This window comes from Streptomyces flavidovirens DSM 40150, from assembly GCF_000429085.1.
Taxonomy (GTDB): Bacteria; Actinomycetota; Actinomycetes; order Streptomycetales; family Streptomycetaceae; genus Streptomyces; species Streptomyces flavidovirens.
This window is the reverse complement of sequence record NZ_AUBE01000004.1, coordinates 154,002-173,323: the sequence shown is the minus strand read 5'-3', so window position 1 is coordinate 173,323 and position 19,322 is coordinate 154,002. Positions and strand designations below refer to the sequence as shown.

Sequence of the window (19,322 nt, the reverse complement as noted above, 5' to 3'; positions counted from 1 at the left end):
GGTTCAGACCAATCGGGTTGTCAAGACCTCTGGCACAAGGGGCCCTTGAGCGCTCGGGGCGGCCGGGCCCCCTGAAGCAGTCCCCCTGGCCGCCCCTGGCGCCGCGTCAGAACCTCGGCGCCGGTGTCTGCGCCGCCACCAGTTCCGCCGCCTCTTCCTTCGTTTCCACCGACGGGGGTGAGCCCGTCAGTGGCTGCTTCGCCGTTTCCTTCATGCACGCCACCGCGATGATGCCGATGAGTGCTGCCGCCATCGAGTAGTACGCCGGCATGAGGTCGTTGCCGGTGATGCTGATGAGGCCCGTGATGACCAGTGGCGTCGTGCCGCCGAAGAGGGACGCGGAGAGGTTGTAGCCGACCGACAGGGAGCCGTACCTCACGTGCGTCGGGAACAGGGCCGGGAGCGCCGCAGACATCGTGCCCAGCAGGCAGACGAGAGACAGGCCCAGCATGAGCATGCCGGCGGCGATGGCCGGGATGCTGCCCTGCTTGATCAGGAGGAAGGACGGGAGGGAGAGGAAGAAGAAGCCGAGCATGCCCGCCATCAGCAGCGGCTTGCGGCCGAAGTGGTCGTTCAGGCGGCCGGCCTGGTTGATCACCGCCATCAGGCAGACCATGACGCCCAGCAGGATCAGCAGGCCGTGCGTCTCGCTGTAGCCGAGCTCGTCCGAGAGGTACGTCGGCATGTACGACAGCAGCATGTAGTCGGTGACGTTGTACGCGCCCACCAGGGCTATGCACAGAATCAGCGTCGGCCAGTACTGCCGGAAGATGTTCGCGAGGTCGCCCTTGGCGGTGGTCTCCACCGTGTCGGCGGCCTCGGACGCGCGGGCGTTCTCGCTCTCCAGCTTCTGGAAGGCGGGGGTCTCGTCCAGTCGCAGTCGCAGGTAGAGGCCGACCAGGCCGAGCGGGCCCGCGACCAGGAACGGGACGCGCCAGCCCCACGCCTCCATGGCGTCGGAGCCGAGCCAGGCCGTCAGGACCGTGACGAGCCCGGCCGCGCCGGTGTAGCCCGCCAGGGTGCCGAATTCCAGGAAGCTGCCGAAGAAGCCACGGCGCTTGTCGGGGGCGTACTCCGCGATGAACGTCGACGCGCCGCCGTACTCACCGCCCGTCGAGAAGCCCTGCACCAGCCGGAAGAAGATCAGCAACACCGGCGCCCAGAAGCCGATCGTGGCGTACGACGGGATCAGGCCGATGGCGAACGTACCGATCGCCATCAAAATCATCGTGAGGGCGAGGACCTTCTTGCGGCCCAGCCGGTCGCCCATCGGGCCGAAGACCATGCCACCGATGGGCCGCACCAGGAAGGCCACGGCGAAGGTCGCGAAGGAGGAGAGGAGCTGGGCCGTGTCGTTCCCGGGCGGGAAGAAGACGTGGCCGATCGTCACCGCCAGGTAGCTGTAGATGCCGAAGTCGAACCACTCCATGGCGTTGCCGAGCGAGGCCGCCTTGACCGCCCGCTTGACCGCCGCTTCGTCCGTGACGGTGATGTCGGAGCGGCGCAGCGGCGGGTTCTTCCGTCTCCTGGCGGCGCGGAAGAGCGTGTGATGGCGCTTGATCGCTTGGGGGTCGGCCACGTGGTCGGGGCCGGGGCCGGTGGCCGCCATGGCAGGTTCCTTTCCTCGGACGCGTTTCCAAAGTCCAAGTGGAACCTCTGCCTTTTATTTAGTGCCGCAAACCAAGGTCCCCTGTTCCGGGACCTTGGTCACAATGCACGGGGGGCCGACGTGCCCCGGTTCGGATCCAGGTTCAGATGCCCAGGTCCTTGATGATCTTCGCCACGTGGCCGGTCGCCTTCACGTTGTAGAGCGCCCGCTCCACCTTGCCGTCCTCGTCCACGACGACCGTCGAGCGGATCACGCCGGTCACCGTCTTGCCGTACAGCTTCTTCTCGCCGAAGGCGCCGTACGCCGTCAGGACCTCCTTGGACGGGTCACCGACCAGCGTGACCCTGAGGTCCTCCTTCTCGCGGAACTTCGCGAGCTTCTCCGGCTTGTCGGGGGAGACGCCCACGACGTCGTATCCGGCCCCGGCCAGCAGCTCCAGGTTGTCGGTGAAGTCGCAGGCCTGCTTGGTGCAGCCGGGCGTCAGGGCGGCCGGGTAGAAGTAGACGATGACCTTGCGGCCCTTGTACGAGGAGAGGGAGACCTCGGTTCCGTCGGCGTTGGGCAGGGTGAAGTCGGGGGCGGTGTCGCCGGGCTGGAGTCGCTCGCTCATCGGGTGTCGGTCTCCTCGTGCGGGAAGGTCTCGTGCGGGGAAAGTCTCGTGCGGGGAAAGTACGGCCGTACGGACCCGAGGGTAATGGGGGTGCCGTGGGGTAGGGGACGGGCCGAGCTGACAGACTGTCGATGAAGGACTACCGGATTCGGCCCACGACCACTCACGGAGGCAGCGCAGTGTCGGATGCCAGGACCCCTGCGCAGATCGAGGCGGACATCAAGAGCCGGCGTGACAAGCTGGCCGTAACGCTCGACGAGATCGGGGTGCGGCTGCACCCGAAGACGATGGTCGGTGACGCGAAGGCCAGGGTCGCGGCGAGCGTGGACCAGACCGCGGGCCGGGCGTTCGTCGCGGTGAACCGGACGGTGTCGGACGTGAAGGCGCAGTTCGTGGACGAGGACGGCTCACCGCGTCTGGAGCGGATCGTTCCGGTAGCGCTGGTGGCCGTGGGGCTGGTGGGCCTGCTCGCGCTGTCGGCGCGTCGCAGGCGCGGCTGACCCTGCGGCCGGTGGCGGGCGCGGGGTCAAGGACAGGTAGGTTCGGGGGCGTGAGCGAGAACACCACGCACGACAAGCTGCCCATCCGGATGCTGCACGACCGGGTGCTGGTCAGGTCGGACAGCCCCGAGGGCGAGCGCCGCTCGGGCGGCGGCATCCTGATTCCGGCGACCGCCGCGGTCGGCAAGCGGCTGGCCTGGGCCGAGGTGGTCGCGGTCGGCCAGAACGTACGGACCGTGGAGCCGGGCGACCGGGTGCTGTACGACCCCGAGGACCGGGCCGAGGTCGAGGTGCGCGGCATCCCGTACGTACTCATGCGGGAGCGGGATCTGCACGCGGTGGCCTCGGAGCGGGTCTCGGAGGACTCGACCGGCCTGTACCTGTAGGCGCAAGCCTTGTAGGTCAAGCCTTGTAGGCACAAGCCTTGTAGGCACAAGCCGTCAGCGGCGGAAGCTGTTCGCGAGCGGGCCGGTGACCCGGTGATCAGGGTCACCGGCCCCTTTCGCTGCCCATTTGCTAGGTTGGAAGCACCCCCGACGAGACGCGCCGTACCGGGTTTGACGCAAAGACGACGCACCCCCGTTGATTCCGCGTTTCGTTTCGGAGGTGCCCGTCATGGCCTGGGTTCTGCTTGTTGTCGCCGGTCTGCTCGAAGTCGGCTGGTCGATCGGGATGAAGTACACCGACGGTTTCACGCGCCTTTGGCCCAGTGTGTTCACGGGCGCGGGAATCGTCGCGAGCATGCTGCTGCTGTCGCACGCCGCCAAGACGCTGCCCATCGGTACGGCGTACGGCGTGTGGGTCGGTATCGGCGCGGCCGGTGCGGCGGTGCTCGGCATGGTCGTGCTCGGTGAGCCGGCGACCGCCGCCCGGATCTTCTTCGTGTGTCTGCTGCTGGTCGCCGTCGTGGGGCTGAAGGCGACTTCGGGGCACTAGGGCGTGTATCGAAAGTGGATCTTGAGCTGTGAATGATCACGGTTCATGGGTCGGGGAGATCTCACGGACGAGCAGTGGGTGGTGTTGGAGCCGTTGTTGCCGAAGGGGACGAAGGTGGGGCGGCCGCCCGTCTGGCCTCGACGGCAGTTGATCGACGGCATACGGTTCCGGGTCCGGACCGGTGTTCCGTGGCGGGACGTGCCCGTCGAGTACGGGCCGTGGGGCCGGATCTACGACTTGTTCCGTCGCTGGCAGCGGGACGGCACCTGGCACCGGATCCTCACCCGGCTCCAGTGCCTGGCCGACGGGAAGGGTGCGATCACGTGGGACCTGAGCGTCGACTCCACGGTGTGCCGCGCCCATCAGCATGCAGCCGGGGCCCGCAAGCAGGGTGGCCTGCAGAAGGAACCACCGGGCGGTGTCTTTGACGAGCCCCCCGATCACGGACTCGGACGCTCCCGCGGCGGGTTCACCACCAAGCTGCACCTGGCTGCTGAGCAAGGTCAGAAGCCCATGTCGATCGTGGTCACGGCAGGACAGCGCGGCGACTCGCCGCAGTTCGAACTCGTACAGGAGAAGATCCGCGTGCCCCGCACCGGACCGGGCCGGCCACGCGTCCGCCCCGACCGCGTGCGGGCCGACAAGGCGTACGCCTCCCGCAAGAACCGCGCCTACCTGCGTCGGCGCGGTATCCGCTGCACCATCCCGGACAAGACCGACCAGGCCCGCAACCGCAAGAAGCGCGGCTCTCGCGGCGGTCGCCCACCGAAGTTCGACAAGATCGACTACCGCGAGCGGCACGCGGTCGAATGCGGCATCAATCGGCTCAAGCGCCACCGGGCTGTGGCCACGCGGTATGACAAGCTCGCGGTCCGCTACGAAGCGACCGTGCTGGTCGCGGCCATCAACGAGTGGCTGTGACCAGCACCTTCCTAGGTCGTGCGGGGACGGTGTCAGCGGTGGCCCAGCACGTTGACCACTCGGCCGCTGGGATCGCGGACGAAGAACCGCCGCACGCCCCACTCCTCGTCCTGCAAGGGGTGAACGATCTCCGCGCCGCTGTCCCGCATGACCGCATAGGCCGCGTCCACGTCGTCCACTTCGACGCTCATGTCGGGGGTGACCGGGGCGGTCTTGTCGCTGGTCATAACGCTGACTTGCGCCGCCGGAGCGGACGGGGAGGCGAGCGTCATGATCCAGCCATGGTTCATGACCTCCTCGAAGCCCAACAGGCCATAGAACTCCCGGCTCTCCTGTACAGCCTCTGACTGGATGTTGGGCACGACACGACGAACGGCCATCGACGACTCCAAGCGAGAACAGACCTGACTCCGAGACTCTCCAGGAGTACTACGACACATCCGCCACCGCACACACTTTCGCAACACGCCCTAGCGGGTTCGGTACGGAAGGCAGTACGTCAGGCGCGGCTGCGGGAGCCGTTCGGTGCGCCGCCGCCCGGTCGGCCGGTGGCGCCGCCCGTGTCCGCCCCGCCGTCCGTGCCGCCCGTGCCGCCGGTGTCGGTCGCTCCGCCGTCGGTCGCGCCGCCGGTGTCGGTCCCGCCGTCCGCGCCGCCGGTGTCGGTCGCACCATCCGTCCCGCCCGTGCCACCGGTGTCGGCCCCGCCGTCCGTGCCGCCGGTGTCCGTCGTACCGCCGTCGGTCGCGCCCGTCCCGCCCGTGTCCGAGGTGCCGCCCGCGTCCTGGCCGCCGGTCGTCGGGCTCTGCGCCGGGTCGTCGGGGCTGTCGCTCGACGGCGGTTCCCCGGAACCCCCGGACTCACCGGTGTCCGGTTCGTCCTCGGACGGCGGCGGGGCCGACTCGTCCGAGCCGGCCGCCGTCTCCAGGTCGAAGTCCCGCACCGGCTGGTCCTTGAGCGCCGCGGCCGTGAACTGGCCCCAGACCTCGGCGGGCGCCCCGCCGCCGTTGACGCGCGGCAGGCCGAGCGCTCCGTACAGCGGCTTCTGTACGCCGGTTTCCGGGTCCTGGCCCATCACGGCGACGACCGTCGCCAGGTCCGGCGTGTAGCCGGCGAACCAGGCGGCCTTGTCCTCCTCGGCCGTGCCGGTCTTGCCCGCCGCGGGACGGCCCGCGGACTGGGCCGCCGTGCCCGTACCGCCGTCGACGACGCTCCTGAGGATCGACGTCGTGGTGTCGGCCGCCTCGCGCGAGACTCCCTGCCCGGAACCGGAACCGGCGTCCGCCGCCTGGGGGAGGGGGACGGTCTGGCCGTTCTTGGTGATCTTCTCGACGATCGTGTACGTGCCGTGCTTGCCGTGGTTGGCGAGCGTCGCGTACGCCTCCGTCATGTCGAGGACGCTGGCGGTGGCGACGCCGAGCGCGATCGACGGGTACGCGTCGAGGCTCGGGGTGTGCTCCGGGATGCCGAGGGCGACGGCGGTGTCCTTGACCTTGGCCGGGCCGACGTCCTGTGCCATCTGCGCGTACACCGCGTTGACGGACTTGTCCGTGGCGGTACGCACGGTCACCGGGCCGTACGAGCGCTGGTCCTCGTTCTCCGGGGCGTACCCCGTCGGCCCGTTGGGGCCTTCCACCATCCGCTTGTTCGTGCCGTCGTACATGGTGTTCGGGGTGATCTGCACGCCGTCCTGGGTGGTGGAGCCGTTCTCGACGGCCGAGGTGAAGACGAACGGCTTGAAGGTGGAGCCGACCTGGTAGTCACGGCGCGTCGCGTTGTTGACGTACTGCTTCGTGTAGTCGATGCCGCCGTACATCGCGACGACCTTGCCGGTCGCCGGGTCGATGGAGGCGCCGCCGACGCGCACGTTGCGGTCGGCCTTGCGGTCCTTGCTCGTCCGCGACATCACCTTGTCGTCGACGGCCTTGGCGAAGGCGTCCTGCTTCGGCTTCTCCAGGGTCGTGGTGATGCGGTAGCCGCCGGTCGCGAGCGTGTCCTCGTCAAGGATCCTGTTGTTGGTGAGGTAGTCCTCGACGGCCTGCACGAGGTAGCCGCGCTGCCCGGAGAGCCCGGAGGCCGGCTTCGCCTCGTGCGGCGCGGGGAACTTCGCCGCGGCGCGGTCGGCGGGACTCAGCCAGTTCTCCTTCACCATGCCGTCGAGTACGTAGTTCCAGCGGCCCAGGGCCGAGGACTTGTTCTCGGGGTGAGTGGTGACGTCGTACGCGCTGGGGGCGTTGAGGAGGGACGCGAGGTAGGCGCCCTCGGTGGTGGTGACCTCGTCGATGTCCTTGCCGTAGTACGCCTGGGCGGCGGCCTGGATGCCGTACGCGTTGCGGCCGAAGTAGCTGGTGTTCAAGTACCCCTCGAAGATGTCGTTCTTGCTCTCCTCACGATCCAGCTTGATCGCGATGAAGAACTCCTTCACCTTGCGGGTGACCGTCTGTTCCTGGGCGAGGTAGTAGTTCTTGACGTACTGCTGGGTGATCGTCGAGCCGGACTGCTTGCCCTTGCCGGTGAGGGTGTTCCAGCCGGCGCGGAGCATGGCCTGGGGGTCGACGGCCCGCTCGGAGTAGAAGTCGCGGTCCTCGGCGGCCAGTACGGCGCGCTGGACGGACTTCGGGATCTGGGCGAGCTTCACGTTCTCGCGGTTGACCTCGCCGTCGCGGGCGAGCTGGGAGCCGTCGGCGTAGAGGTAGACGTTGCTCTGCGAGGTGGCGGCGCTGTTGGCCGCCGGGATCTTGACGAGCGTGTAACCCGCGAAGAACGCGCCGATCAGGAGCAGCGCCAGCAGCAGGAACGTACCGAGGAGCATCCGCCAGGTCGGGACCAGCCGGCGCAGGCCGGTGCGCCCGGGGCGGATCTTCTTGCCGTTCTCGTCACGCTTGCCGGCCTTGCCGGTCTTCTTCTTCCCGGCCTGCGGCCCCGCGTCGGCCGTGGGGTCGGAGGGGTCCCGGGGCGCCCACCCCTGGGGCTGCTGTGGCTCGTCGCTCATGCTGGTGGAGACTCCCTGGGCGCGGCCAGAGGTTCTCTCTCCGGCATAACGGTGTCGTATCGGGCGATTCGTCTGGTACGCCCATAGTGCACGCACTCCGAGTCCTGCCCTCGAAGCGCCGTTCCAAAATGCCTGCGGCGGCTGACCCCATTGGGCTAGGGTCGGGCGTTTTGGGGCTTTGGTCGAATCGAGGGGGGTCGGCGTGCGGTTATACGCGGTCGTCGCGGCCGGGGGTTTCCGGCGGCACGCGACGTACCGGGTGGCGACGGCGGCCGGGGTGTTCACCAACACCGTCTTCGGCTTCATCCTGGCGTACACCTTCACGGCCCTGTGGGACGAGCGTCCGCAGCTCGGCGGGTACGACCTGTCGCAGGCCCTCACCTACGTGTGGCTCGGGCAGGCGCTGCTGATGACCGCTGCCTTGATGGGCGGCGGCCTGGAGTCCGAGCTGATGGAGCGGATCCGCACCGGCGACATCGCGATCGACCTCTGCCGCCCCGCCGACCTCCAGCTCTTCTGGCTGGCGGGCGACCTGGGGCGGGCCGCCTTCCACCTCCTCGGGCGCGGCGTCGTCCCGATGGCGGTCGGCGCGCTCGCCTTCGATCTGGCGTTGCCCGCCGACCCGTTCGTGTGGGTCGCCTTCCTGGTCGCCGTCGCGCTCGGTGTCGTCGTCAGTTTCGCGATCCGGTTCCTCGTGGCGCTGTCGGCGTTCTGGCTGCTCGACGGGGCGGGTGTGGCGCAAATCACTTGGCTCGTCGGCCTCTTCTTCTCCGGGATGGTGCTGCCGCTCACCGTCTTCCCCGGTGGCCTCGGCACACTCGCGCAGGCGCTGCCCTGGTCGGCGCTGCTCCAGATCCCGGCCGACGTCTTCCTCGGCAAGCACACGGGCTGGGGTCTGGTCCGGGCGTACGGCTTCCAGCTCGGCTGGGCGGCGCTGCTGCTGACGGCCGGGCGGCTGCTCCAGTCCGTGGCGACGCGCAGGGTGGTGGTCCAGGGTGGCTGAGGCGACGGAGGCGGCTGAGACAGTGGGGGCGGCTGAGGCGGCGGAGACGCTGCGGGTGGCCGAGAGGGCCGAGGTGGGTGAGGCGCTCGGGGCCGCCGGGCAGGTGCGGGCCGGAGTCCGGGCGTACCGGATGATCGCGGCGATGTGGATCCGCTCGACGATGGCGTACCGCGCGTCCTTCGCGATGGCGGTCTTCGGGAACTTCGCCGCGACCGGCCTCGACTTCGTCGGCATCCTGCTGATGTTCTCCCACGTGGACGCGCTCGGCGGCTACACCCTGCCCGAGGTGGCCTTCCTCTACGGCACAGCGGGCGCGGCCTTCGGCCTCTCCGATCTGGTCATGGGGTCGATGGACCGGCTGGGCAGCCGGGTGCGCGACGGCACGCTGGACACCTTGCTGGTACGCCCGGTCCCGGTCCTCGCGCAGATCGCGGCCGACCGCTTCGCGCTGCGCAGGCTGGGCCGGATCACGCAGGGGCTGCTGGTGCTCGGGTACGCGCTGGTGGTGCTGGACATCGAGTGGACGCCGCTGAAGGTGCTCATGGTGCCGATGATGATCCTGAGCGGGGCGGTGATCTTCGCGTCGGTCTTCGTGGCGGGGGCGGCGTTCCAGTTCTGGGCGCAGGACGCCTCGCAGGTGCAGAACTCCTTCACGTACGGCGGCGTCACGCTTCTCCAGTACCCGCCGACGGTCTTCGCGAAGGACCTCGTGCGCGGGGTGACGTTCGTGCTGCCGCTGGCCTTCGTCAACTGGCTGCCGGCGCTGTACGTGCTGGGCCGCCCGTACCCCCTGGACCTGCCGTTCTGGCTCGCCTTCCTGCCGCCGCTGGTGGCGGGGGTGTGCTGTCCGCTGGCCGGGGCGGCGTGGCGGATGGGCCTTCGTTCGTATCGCAGCACGGGGAGCTGATGCCGGATGGAAAGTGACTTCATTCAACTGGACGGCGTCGAGAAGGTTTTCGACGTACGCAGGAAGACGGGCCGGCTGCGGCGCGAGAAGACGCGGGTGCGGGCGGTCGACGCGATCAGTTTCTCGGTGCCGCGCGGCGAGATGGTCGGCTACATCGGGCCGAACGGGGCCGGCAAGTCCACCACCATCAAGATGCTCACCGGCATCCTCACGCCGAGCGCCGGCCGCGTGCGGGTCGCGGGCATCGATCCGGCGCGGGAGCGGACCCGGCTCGCGCGGCACATCGGAGTGGTGTTCGGGCAGCGTACGACGCTGTGGTGGGACCTGCCGCTGCGCGACTCGTACCGGCTGATGCACCGGATGTACCGGATCCCGGACGACCGCTTCAAAGTGAACATGGCGCGCTGCGTCGAACTCCTCGACCTGGGCGAGCTGCTGGACGTACCGGTACGGCAGCTGTCGCTGGGGCAGCGGATGCGGGGCGACATCGCGGCGGCGCTGCTGCACGATCCCGAGGTGCTGTATCTCGACGAGCCGACGATCGGCCTGGATGTGATCTCCAAGGCCAAGGTTCGGGACTTCCTGCGGGACTTGAACACGGAGCGCGGCACGACGGTCCTGCTGACGACGCACGATCTGACCGACATCGAGCAACTGTGCAAGCGCGTGATGGTCATCGACCACGGGCGGCTGGTGTACGACGGCGCGCTGGCGGGCCTGCACGAGGTGGGCGAGAGCGAGCGGACGCTGGTGGTGGACCTGGAGCGCGAGCTGCCGCCGGTCGAGGTGGCGGGGGCGCGGGTGGTGAAGGTGGAGGGGCCGCGGCAGTGGCTTGCGTTCCCGGCGTCGGTGTCGGCGGCGCCGCTGGTGGCGGCGGTGGCGCAGCGGTATCCGCTGGTGGACCTGTCGGTGCGGGAGCAGGACATCGAGGCGGTCATCGCGAAGATGTACGCGGACCGCTCGGCGCTCTGATCGCTCCCCGTGAACCCTGGGACCGGGCGCGCCAGTTGACTAGTCTGGTCGGTATGACCAGTGGACTTCCGGAAATGCGCGCCTCCGATGCCGAGCGTGATCGGGTCGCCGAGGTGCTGCGCGACGCGGTCGCCGAGGGGCGGCTGGACATGGAGGAGTTCGACCAGCGCCTCGACGCCGCCTACAAGGCGCGTACGCACGGCGAGCTGGAGCCGTTGGTCCGCGACCTGCCGGTACCGGGCACGGGCGGCCCGGCTGCGGCGCCTGTCTTCTCGTCCTCCTCCGGTACGCCGGCCTCCTGGGCGGGGCGGGTCGGCGGGCCCGCCACGTCGAGGGGCGCATTCGCCTTCTGGGGCGGCTTCGGCCGCAAGGGCACGTGGACGGTGGGCCGCAGGTTCACGGCGTTCGCGATGATGGGCGGCGGCGAGATCGACCTGCGCGAGGCGCGCTTCGAGGACCGCGACACGGTGATCCGCTGCTTCACGGTCATGGGCGGCATCGGGGTCACGGTGCCGCCGGGCCTGGACGTGACCGTCAAGGGCGTCGGTTTCCTGGGCGGCTTCGGCGACCTGACGACGCAGTCACCGGAGCAGGTGGCACCGGACTCGCCGCGCGTGACCATCACCGGGTTCGCGCTGCTGGGCGGGGTGGGCGTCGAACGCAAGATCACCCGCGCGGAGAAGCAGCGGCTCAAGGAGGCGCGCAAGCAGGAGAAGCTGGCGAAGAAGGCGGAAGCCGCCCGCAAAGAGCTCGGCTGACCACGTCCCGGCCACAGCCTCGCCGCAGTACCCGCTTACACCCCTGCGGCGTCCGCGCTCCGGTTCAGGGAGGCGAGGTCGAACGCCGTACCCATGCGCCGGTAGCCCTCGTCGCTCGGGTGCAGGTGGTCGCCCGAGTCGTACGCCGGAAGGAGCCGGTCCGGGGCGTACGGGTCGCGCAGCGCCTGGTCGAAGTCCACGACCGCGTCGAAGATGCCGCGCGTACGGATCGCCTCGTTGACACGGTCCCGCACCGCTTCGAGCTGCGGCGTATGGGCTCGCGTCCCCTCGAACGGCATGATCGTCGAGCCGACGACCCGCAGGCCGCGCGCCCGCGCCTGGCGTGCGAGCTGTTCGAGGCCCGCCGTGATGCGGGCCGCGTCGAGCTCGTGCGGCGGCCGCAGGATGTCGTTGATGCCGAGGACGACGACCGCTGCCTTCACGCCGGAGCGTGAGAGCACGTCACGGTCGAAGCGGGCGAGGCCGCTGGGCCCCGTACCGTCGCTCAGCAGCCGGTTCCCGCTGATGCCCGCGTTGAGGACGCCGTAGCGCCCGTCGAGACGGTCGGCGAGGACGTCCGTCCAGCGGCGGTTGGCGCCGGCCGTGGAGGTGACGCCGTCGGTGATCGAGTCGCCGATGACGACGACGGCGCCCTCGGCCTTGCCGCTCAGGACGTCGACGCCGGTGAGGTAGCGCCAGTACGGCGTCTGCCCGGTGTAGGCGTCCCCGAGCGGGTCCTCCGTGCGGTCGCCTTCCGCGACGTACGACGTCTGGCGGGCCCGCGGGTGGTGCGTCACCGGGCCGCTGGGCGTGGGGGAGTAGGTGGTGACCAGCAGGTCCGCGTCGTACGGCACATTCAGCGGGGCCGGGTCGCTGACGACCTGTCCGCCCGGCGGGACCACGACCGAGGGCGAGCCGCCGAAGTGCAGGCGGCGCATCGTGCCGTGCGCGGCGGTCGGGGCGCCGGGGGTGGCGGCGACGGCGATCGAGGCGTGCGTGATGTGCAGCGGCTGTACGCCGAAGAGGTTGGAGAGGGTGATGCGGGCGCTGGTGCCGCCGATGCTGGTGTGCACGACGTTACGAAGCGAACGGCCGGGGAAGCCTTGTTCCGTGCCCGGCTCGGCGAAGGCGGGCGCGGTGGACCAGGTGCCGATCCAGGAGGCGGAGGTGGCGGGGGCCGCGGAACGCAGCGGCGTACGGGGACGGGCCTGTGTGTCGTCGTCAGAACCGTGACCGCCGAGCGTCGCTCCGGCGAATATGGCCCCCGAGATGAGGACCACCACCGCGGCGAGCGCGGCGAGCAAGGCATAACCGTTGCGCTTGGTCATGCTCGGTGTATCTCCTCGGGCGCAGGGAGCCCGAGGCTCCGTTCGAACTCACTCCATGATGCGCCATTGCACCGCCCTGGTAGACGTCGGGAACTCGCCGTGCGTTCCACGAGTAGGTCAGGTAGGGAAAATCAGGTACGAGATGGTGCGTACGAGGCGGACGGGCGGACGGGTGGAGCGGATGGATCGCAAGACGACGGGAACTGACGACATGTACGACAAGGAGGTTCCCGGCCCCTCGGCCGCCCCGCTCCCGCCCTTCGCGTACAGCGCCGCCGACGAGGAGAAGCGCCAGGGCGTACGCCGCATGAAGGCGACGGCCACCGGGCTGCTGGTCCTGGTCGCGCTGATCTACGTCCTCGCCACCTGGGCGGAGCGGTCGGGCGTCGGCGGCTGGCCGGCGTACGTCGCGGCGGCGGCCGAGGCGGGCATGGTCGGCGCGCTGGCGGACTGGTTCGCCGTAACGGCTCTCTTCAAGCGCCCGATGGGCCTGCCCATCCCGCACACCGCGATCATCCCGACGAAGAAGGACCAGCTGGGCACGACGCTCGGCTCCTTCGTCGGCGAGAACTTCCTCTCCGAGGACGTCGTACGCACCCGCCTGCGCGCCATCGGCATCGGCTCCCGCGTCGGCGCCTGGCTGGCGGAGCCGGACCACGCCGACCGGGTGACGGAGGAGCTGTCCACGGCCCTGCGCGGCGCGCTGACCGTGCTGCGCGATTCCGACGTGCAGGCGGTCGTGGGCGAGGCGATCACGCGGCGGGCGGACGCGGCGGAGATCGCGCCGGGCATCGGCAAGGCGCTGGAGAACGTCGTCGCGGACGGCGCGCACGACCGCGCGGTGGACCTGATCTGCGTGCGCGCGTATGAGTGGCTGGTGCGCCATGTGGATGCGGTGATGGAGGCGATCGAGGGCGGGGCGCCGGGCTGGACGCCGCGTTTCGTCGACCGGAAGGTCGGCGACCGCGTCTACAAGGAGCTGCTGCGCTTCATCTCCGAGATGCGCGACGAGCCGGACCACCCGGCGCGCGGCGCGATCGACCGCTTCCTGACGGACTTCGCGTCGGACCTCCAGTCGGACGCGGACACGCGGGCGAGGGTGGAGCGGCTGAAGTCGGAGATCCTGGGGCGGGGCGAGGTCCAGGACGTGATCGCCTCGGCGTGGGCGTCCGTACGCACGATGATCATTTCGGCGGCGGAGGACGAGCAGAGCGAACTGCGCCTGCGGGTACGGGCCTCGCTCATCTCCCTGGGCACGCGGCTGGCGACGGAGGAGCGGCTCCAGGGGAAGCTGGAGGGATGGCTGGAGGGCGCGGCGGTGTACGTGGTGACGACGTACCGCAACGAGATCACTTCGCTGATCAGCGACACGGTGGCGGGCTGGGACGCGGAGCACACGTCGAAGAAGATCGAGGCGCACATCGGCCGGGACCTGCAGTTCATCAGGATCAACGGCACGGTGGTGGGGGCGCTGGCGGGGCTGCTGATTTACACGGTGTCGCATGCGGTGGGCGGTTGAGCGAGCCGCTGGGGGTGCGAGGCGTGCGCGCCGCTGGGGGGCGAGGCGTACGCACCGGGCGCGCGACCGCCTGTCGTCGGTCACGCGCCCGGCCTGTGGGGGGCTTGGTGAGTAGTACGGGCGGGAGGGGCGTGGCGTTCAACGGCGTGTTGTTCCGGTACGGGGGAGCGCTACTGGGGCGTGCTTGAGGGCGTTCCGGTCGCCTTTGAGGGGGCCGGGAGAGCCACGGCCGGCTGCGCCACTGACCAGAACCGGACAGGCGTACCCGGCGTACGAACAGTAGGGATCGGCGCATAACGCTGCACGGGCGCGGTGCGCCGCCCGTGGGCGGGGGCGGCGGAGCGGTCCTGTGGCAGAGGGTTCGGCGGGCGTGCGGTGGGGCGGAGAGCGGTCGGTGAGCCGCTAGGGGCCGGAGGGGCGTCAGTGCAATAGCTACGGACTTCGGCGGCACGCAGAGGTGGGTGCGGGTCCGCGTGTGCGGGGGCGCCTGCGCGGGGCCGTCCGATAGCGAATCGTCCGGTCCGGGCGGCCCTGATCAGCGGAAGTGGCATCTCGCGCTCCGTTTGCAGGACCCGTGGGTGCGGGCACGGAGTGCTCCGGCGCTCCTGAACGGCGAGGTAGCTGACGGAGGGTCAGCAAACATGCGCGGCACGGCCGAACGACCCGAGCCGCGCCTCCGCTCCGGCCGGTCGCGCCACCGTGGTTCCCGCCGCCCGCGACGGCCGTCGCGGGCTCCGCGCTGTCGCATCGGACACGCCGCTGGTGGGCGCGTGTTGAGCGGCTGAAAGACGCTCTTGTTGACGACTCAACAGCACCCCAGGATTCCTACCACGTCGTTGGCAGGGTCATGACCGCTACGGATGGTCGTCCCGCATCGGCGTGCTGACGGGCCCGCCCACCCAGCGGGCCCCTGGGATCCCCCACCGGAGGATGTAGTGAACTTCAAGCGCCTGTCTCCCCTCGGCGGCGTCGCGAGACGTGCACGGCTGATCGCCGTCGCATCGACTCTGCTGACCGTCTCCGCGCTTGCCACCCCGATCGCCTCTGCCGAATCCGGCGACGGCGCCCGGGCGACCACCGCCCAGCTCGCAAAGACGGGCGACGCCGTGCTCGGCGCGGACGTGCCCGGTACCGCGTGGTACACGGACAAGGCGTCGGGCAAGCTCGTCGTCACGGCGGACGACACCGTCTCGGCTGCCGAGATAGCCAAGATCAAGAAGGCGGCGGGCGCACAGGCCGACGCCCTGGAGATCAAGCGCACGCCCGGCAAGTTCAACAAGCTCATCGCGGGCGGCCAGGCCATCTACAGCGGCAGCGGCCGCTGCTCCCTCGGCTTCAACGTCCGGAGCGGATCGACGTACTACGCACTCACCGCCGGCCACTGCACCAACGGCACCGGCACCTGGTACACCAACTCCGGCAGGACCACGGTGCTCGGCTCCACCACCGGCTCCAGCTTCCCGAACAACGACTACGGCATCATCCGCCACTCCAACGCCTCCGCCGCGGACGGCCGGGTCTACCTCTACAACGGCAGCTACCGCGACATCACCGGCGCCGGCAACGCCTACGTCGGCCAGTCCGTCCAGCGCAGCGGCAGCACCACCGGCCTGCGCGGCGGAACGGTCACCGGCCTCAACGCGACCGTCAACTACGGCAACGGCGATGTCGTCTACGGCATGATCCAGACCAACGTCTGCGCCGAGCCGGGCGACAGCGGCGGCTCGATGTTCTCGGACAGCACGGCGCTGGGCCTGACCTCGGGCGGAAGCGGCAACTGCTCCTCGGGCGGTACGACGTTCTTCCAGCCGGTGACTGAGGCTCTGAGCGCGTACCGGGTAAGCGTCTTCTAACCACACCCACTCCCAACCAGCAGCCGGCGGCCTTCCTCGGACGGCCGCCGGCTCCTGCCGTACACCGGCGGGCCGCAGCACACCACCAGGCCCACCGTCCCGCCACACGCACGCACGCACTGGGCGCGTGACCGCCTGTCGCCGGTCACGCGCCCACCTGTGGGGGGGTGACCGGTAGTACGTACGGACGGCCACGCCTGCTCAACGGCGCCGACGGCGTCGGCATGACACCCTGCCGACGCCGGCCGCCCGAACACGACGGCAGTGGCTATTCGCAGGCCACTCCATCCCCGTCCCGGTCGAGGTGACGCCCGTAACCGGGGTCGCCCACGCGAATCGGAGCGGCACCGGCGGCGCGTACGGCGTCACAGTTGGCGTACGACGCACCCGCACCCGCGCCACCGCCCCCGCTACCGGATCCGCCGCCGGACCCGCCGGAAGTTGTACTGCCGCCCCCACCACTCGACCCGTTGTACGGCTCGCACCCGACCCCGTCACCGTCCCGGTCGAGGTGACGCCCGTAGCCTGGGTCGCCACTGCGGACAGGGGCGGCGCCGGCGGCGCGGGCGGCGTCGCAGTTCTCGTAGTACACCGGCGGCGGGGCGACCGTCTTCGGCTTCGTAGCCTTCCTGGGCTTCGGCGTCTGCGTCGCTTTCGGCGTGACCTTGGGCGCAGGCCTCGTCACCGTGATGCGTACGACGGCGGTATCGCTGAGCTTCGGCGTCGTGCCCTTCACGCCTTTCACGTCGAGCCGGTACGTGAACTCGTCCTCGCCGCCGTAGCCGCCGGTGGACGTGTAGACGATGGAGGTCCCGTAGACCTTCACGCTGCCGTGCGCAGGCTGGACATCGACGGCGAGAGTGAACTCCTCCGCCTCCAGCTCAGCTTCCACAGCCCGCGCCTTCCCACCCGAGGCAGGCACGACGGTGTCGTTGTCGAGGACCTTTACTACGACCGGCTCGGCGGCGTCGGCGCTCTCCTCGTCGTCGACGAGCTCAAGCTCCGCTTTGGGCTCTGGCTCCGACGGGGTGGCCTTCTCGGAAGCGCCGGCGGAAGCGGCAACCACCTTGCCGCCGTCATCCGTGTCCCCACTGGCGTCCCCACCGCACCCCACGAGCGCGACGGCGAGAAGCGCCACCCCCGCCGCAGACGCGCCACGCACAGATATCCCTCTGACCGCCATGGGCCCCCCAAGTAATCGCGTACGAGCTGAGGAGGCAGACGATCTCAGTGGTGTCCGTCACACCGAGGCGATGTGAAGAATCGACATCCGTTTGTGATGAAAGAGTGTGCCCGCTCCGACCGACGGGGAGGGACGGGCCCCCCGCAGTGTCGGCCACGCGGGCGATCCCTGAGCCCGCAGGGGCCCGGCAACACCCAAAGTGACACACCGTCATGTTTCCCTGGGCACCAGCGCCCCTCGCACCCCCTCACCCCCCTCGCACCCCCGCGCAATCCGGAGGAGCCCCATGCCCCGCTTCCCACGCCTGGCCGCAATCGCCACGGCCGCAGTCGCCCTCGCGGCGCTCGCGTCGGTGCCCACGTCAGCCGTCGAGCCGACACTGACCGACCCGCGTGTTGTCGAGCACTTCGACTTCGAGGCAGGCCAGACGCCGGAGAGCATCGCGCTCGAACCCGACGGCTCGGCCAATGTGACGTTCGCCTTCGCCCGCCAGGTCGCCCGCCTCTCCCCGCACCACGAGCCGCGCGTCATCGCCGAGCTCCCCGCTGTGGCGAACCCGAACACCCCCATCGCAGAGGTCGCGGTCACCACCGGCATCGCGCGGGCGCACGACGGCACGCTGTACGTCAACTACGCGACCGGAACGAAGCTGACGGGCATCTGGCGCATCAGCCCCAAGGACCACACGCTCAAGCAGATCGCCTGCCTGCCGAAGAACGGCTTCCCCAACGGCCTCGCGCTCGACGAGCGCCGCGGCGTGCTGTACGCCACCGACTCGGTGCGCGGCACTGTATGGCGCGTCCCGGCAAAGGCCGCCGCGGGCCACGACTGCGTCAAGCCGAAGGCATGGGCCACGGGCAGCAAGCTCGACCGTTCCGCCCCGCCGACCGGGATGGTCGGCGCCAACGGCCTTCAGCTGCGCGACGACGCCGTATGGGTGACCAACTTCGACAAGGGCCTGCTGCTGCGCATCCCAGTGAAGAAGAACGGGTCCGCAGGCCCCATCCAGACCAGGGCCACCGGCCTGACGGGCATCGACGACTTCGCCTTCACCGGCCGTGACGACACGATCCTGGCCGCCCTGCTCACTGAAAACAAGGTGACCCTGGTACGCCCCAACGGCACCCACTCGGTCGTCCTCACCGCAAAGGACGGCCTGTCGAACCCCACCTCAGTGGCAGTACGCGGCAAGACGGTCTACGTCCCCAGCGCCGCCTTCTTCACCATGAAGAACCCAAACCTCCTCCTCGCCACCCTCAACCACCACAACCGCTAGCCGACCCAGCCGAATCGCGGACTGACGGACTGACGGACTGACGGGCTGACCAGGCTGACGGCGCTGACGCGCGTGTTCAGCCCGGTCAGCCCGTTCGCCTGCTCGCCGACGACGCCCAGCGACGCTAGCGCGCCGCGAACTCCCCACCCCGCACGGCCCGAACAAACCCCACCCACGCCCCGCGCGACACGGCGATACGCCCCCCATCAGGCACCTTCGAATCCCGCACGGCGGCATACGCGGCACACCCCTCAAGCCCCGCCACCTCGACGCACTCGGTCCCGCTTCCGCCGCTGTAGGACGACTTGATCCATTGGGTGCCGACGTGATCCATCAAAGCTCCTCGGAAGCCTGATTCAGGAGTGCGGTTGAGGCGCTGAGGTCCAGCGCCTGGGCCTATTGCCCTGTGGACTAACGGGCATCTGAGTGACCCGCGACGATCGAGGGCGGTGCTAGCGCTTTACAGAGACGCTGAGGCGCCGCGCAATCGGCACCTCACTGCTCAGCCTCGAGGTCACCGAAGAGACTTCCGCGGATCTGATCGCTGGTCTTCTCCACTGGCTCCGTGCCACCGCTCCGTCCCGACGAAGTCATGGATGGGGCTTGGGATCACACTGGATCTGAGCTGAGGGGGATACGGATGGAAGGTGAGCCGAAAGCCGAGCGCGTCAGGCGGATAAGCGCTGCGGACATCGACTTGACCGGCCTTGCCAGCTTTCAGTCGGCCAGGCTTGCGGTCGACAAGCTGGACTTGCTGCCGGATGTCGGCGTGCATCTGCTTCTCGCCGATGCGTCCGCGCCGGTCTGCCTGTGCGAAGCCGCGCCCCCGGAGGGGCAGATATCGTACTGGATGCGCTGCGCCGGGTGCGGGTTGCTACGCAACTCTCGTACATCCGCCAGCCCCTGACTGGTTCTGCAACAGTCCGACCGGGCCGACGGGCCAATGTGGGTTCGCCAC

General features: G+C 69.7%; 19 protein-coding genes and 1 riboswitch. Of the genes, 12 read left to right on the top strand and 7 right to left on the bottom strand.

Annotation, left to right across the window (positions count from 1 at the left end):
* Positions 1 to 106: 106 nt before the first annotated feature.
* Positions 107 to 1,609 carry a glycine betaine/L-proline transporter ProP gene (proP, locus tag G412_RS0108125; RefSeq protein WP_028811658.1) on the bottom strand — a complete coding sequence of 501 codons (1,503 nt, stop codon included), beginning with the start codon at positions 1,607 to 1,609 and terminating at the stop codon, positions 107 to 109.
* Between the two features lie 142 nt (positions 1,610 to 1,751).
* Positions 1,752 to 2,219: a thioredoxin-dependent thiol peroxidase gene (gene bcp, locus G412_RS0108120; protein ID WP_028811657.1), complete on the bottom strand. Its 468-nt coding sequence runs from the start codon at positions 2,217 to 2,219 to the stop codon at positions 1,752 to 1,754.
* Positions 2,220 to 2,398: 179 nt separating this feature from the next.
* Here bcp and G412_RS0108115 point away from each other — a divergent pair, with 179 nt between their 5' ends.
* The 4 genes from G412_RS0108115 (at position 2,399) to G412_RS0108100 (ending at position 4,576) form a co-directional block, all read left to right on the top strand.
* Positions 2,399 to 2,719, top strand: coding sequence for a DUF3618 domain-containing protein (locus tag G412_RS0108115; protein WP_028811656.1), 321 nt, complete (start codon positions 2,399 to 2,401; stop codon positions 2,717 to 2,719).
* Between the two features lie 50 nt (positions 2,720 to 2,769).
* Positions 2,770 to 3,105 carry a GroES family chaperonin gene (locus G412_RS0108110; RefSeq protein ID WP_028811655.1) on the top strand — a complete coding sequence of 112 codons (336 nt, stop codon included), beginning with the start codon at positions 2,770 to 2,772 and terminating at the stop codon, positions 3,103 to 3,105.
* A 123-nt stretch (positions 3,106 to 3,228) separates the two neighbouring features.
* A riboswitch (guanidine-III (ykkC-III) riboswitch) is annotated at positions 3,229 to 3,297 on the top strand.
* A gap of 37 nt (positions 3,298 to 3,334) precedes the next feature.
* Complete coding sequence (locus G412_RS0108105; RefSeq protein ID WP_028811654.1) at positions 3,335 to 3,655, top strand: DMT family transporter; 321 nt, start codon at positions 3,335 to 3,337, stop codon at positions 3,653 to 3,655.
* Positions 3,656 to 3,700: 45 nt separating this feature from the next.
* The gene (locus tag G412_RS0108100) at positions 3,701 to 4,576 is read left to right on the top strand and encodes an IS5 family transposase (protein ID WP_028811653.1); all 876 of its coding nucleotides are present in this window, start codon (positions 3,701 to 3,703) and stop codon (positions 4,574 to 4,576) included.
* Between the two features lie 32 nt (positions 4,577 to 4,608).
* Here G412_RS0108100 and G412_RS0108095 read toward each other — a convergent pair whose 3' ends face one another.
* Complete coding sequence (locus G412_RS0108095) at positions 4,609 to 4,956, bottom strand: VOC family protein (protein WP_028811652.1); 348 nt, start codon at positions 4,954 to 4,956, stop codon at positions 4,609 to 4,611.
* Positions 4,957 to 5,075: 119 nt separating this feature from the next.
* A complete protein-coding gene (locus G412_RS0108090; RefSeq protein ID WP_028811651.1) occupies positions 5,076 to 7,565 on the bottom strand; it encodes a transglycosylase domain-containing protein in 2,490 nt (829 codons plus the stop codon).
* Positions 7,566 to 7,767: 202 nt separating this feature from the next.
* Here G412_RS0108090 and G412_RS0108085 point away from each other — a divergent pair, with 202 nt between their 5' ends.
* From G412_RS0108085 to G412_RS0108070, 4 genes are read left to right on the top strand one after another with little or no spacing between them, the layout of a single operon-like run.
* Positions 7,768 to 8,568, top strand: a complete 801-nt coding sequence (locus G412_RS0108085) for an ABC transporter permease (protein ID WP_028811650.1) — start codon at positions 7,768 to 7,770, stop codon at positions 8,566 to 8,568.
* A gap of 55 nt (positions 8,569 to 8,623) precedes the next feature.
* On the top strand, positions 8,624 to 9,475 hold the full coding sequence (locus tag G412_RS0108080; RefSeq protein ID WP_051338220.1) for an ABC transporter permease: 852 nt from the start codon (positions 8,624 to 8,626) through the stop codon (positions 9,473 to 9,475).
* 6 nt (positions 9,476 to 9,481) lie between these two features.
* Positions 9,482 to 10,447, top strand: a complete 966-nt coding sequence (locus G412_RS0108075) for an ABC transporter ATP-binding protein (protein ID WP_028811648.1) — start codon at positions 9,482 to 9,484, stop codon at positions 10,445 to 10,447.
* A 53-nt stretch (positions 10,448 to 10,500) separates the two neighbouring features.
* A complete protein-coding gene (locus G412_RS0108070; protein ID WP_037648071.1) occupies positions 10,501 to 11,205 on the top strand; it encodes a DUF1707 SHOCT-like domain-containing protein in 705 nt (234 codons plus the stop codon).
* 35 nt (positions 11,206 to 11,240) lie between these two features.
* On the opposite strand, the gene G412_RS0108065 is transcribed toward G412_RS0108070, so the two are convergent.
* Positions 11,241 to 12,533 carry an SGNH/GDSL hydrolase family protein gene (locus G412_RS0108065; RefSeq protein WP_028811646.1) on the bottom strand — a complete coding sequence of 431 codons (1,293 nt, stop codon included), beginning with the start codon at positions 12,531 to 12,533 and terminating at the stop codon, positions 11,241 to 11,243.
* Between the two features lie 211 nt (positions 12,534 to 12,744).
* On the opposite strand from G412_RS0108065, the gene G412_RS0108060 reads away from it, so the two are divergent.
* Both G412_RS0108060 and G412_RS0108055 read left to right on the top strand, forming a co-directional pair.
* Complete coding sequence (locus tag G412_RS0108060; protein ID WP_244282889.1) at positions 12,745 to 14,052, top strand: DUF445 domain-containing protein; 1,308 nt, start codon at positions 12,745 to 12,747, stop codon at positions 14,050 to 14,052.
* A 935-nt stretch (positions 14,053 to 14,987) separates the two neighbouring features.
* The gene (locus G412_RS0108055; protein ID WP_028811644.1) at positions 14,988 to 15,905 is read left to right on the top strand and encodes a S1 family peptidase; all 918 of its coding nucleotides are present in this window, start codon (positions 14,988 to 14,990) and stop codon (positions 15,903 to 15,905) included.
* Between the two features lie 268 nt (positions 15,906 to 16,173).
* Here the strand turns inward: G412_RS0108055 and G412_RS0108050 are convergent, their stop codons facing one another.
* Positions 16,174 to 17,067, bottom strand: a complete 894-nt coding sequence (locus G412_RS0108050) for an excalibur calcium-binding domain-containing protein (protein ID WP_244282883.1) — start codon at positions 17,065 to 17,067, stop codon at positions 16,174 to 16,176.
* Between the two features lie 307 nt (positions 17,068 to 17,374).
* On the opposite strand from G412_RS0108050, the gene G412_RS0108045 reads away from it, so the two are divergent.
* Positions 17,375 to 18,364, top strand: coding sequence for an NHL repeat-containing protein (locus G412_RS0108045; protein WP_028811642.1), 990 nt, complete (start codon positions 17,375 to 17,377; stop codon positions 18,362 to 18,364).
* Positions 18,365 to 18,488: 124 nt separating this feature from the next.
* Here G412_RS0108045 and G412_RS0108040 read toward each other — a convergent pair whose 3' ends face one another.
* Positions 18,489 to 18,698 (bottom strand): DUF397 domain-containing protein, encoded by a 210-nt coding sequence (locus G412_RS0108040; RefSeq protein ID WP_037648067.1) that lies wholly within the window; start codon positions 18,696 to 18,698, stop codon positions 18,489 to 18,491.
* Between the two features lie 306 nt (positions 18,699 to 19,004).
* On the opposite strand from G412_RS0108040, the gene G412_RS0108035 reads away from it, so the two are divergent.
* Complete coding sequence (locus G412_RS0108035) at positions 19,005 to 19,271, top strand: hypothetical protein (protein WP_028811640.1); 267 nt, start codon at positions 19,005 to 19,007, stop codon at positions 19,269 to 19,271.
* The last annotated feature ends 51 nt before the right edge of the window (positions 19,272 to 19,322 follow it).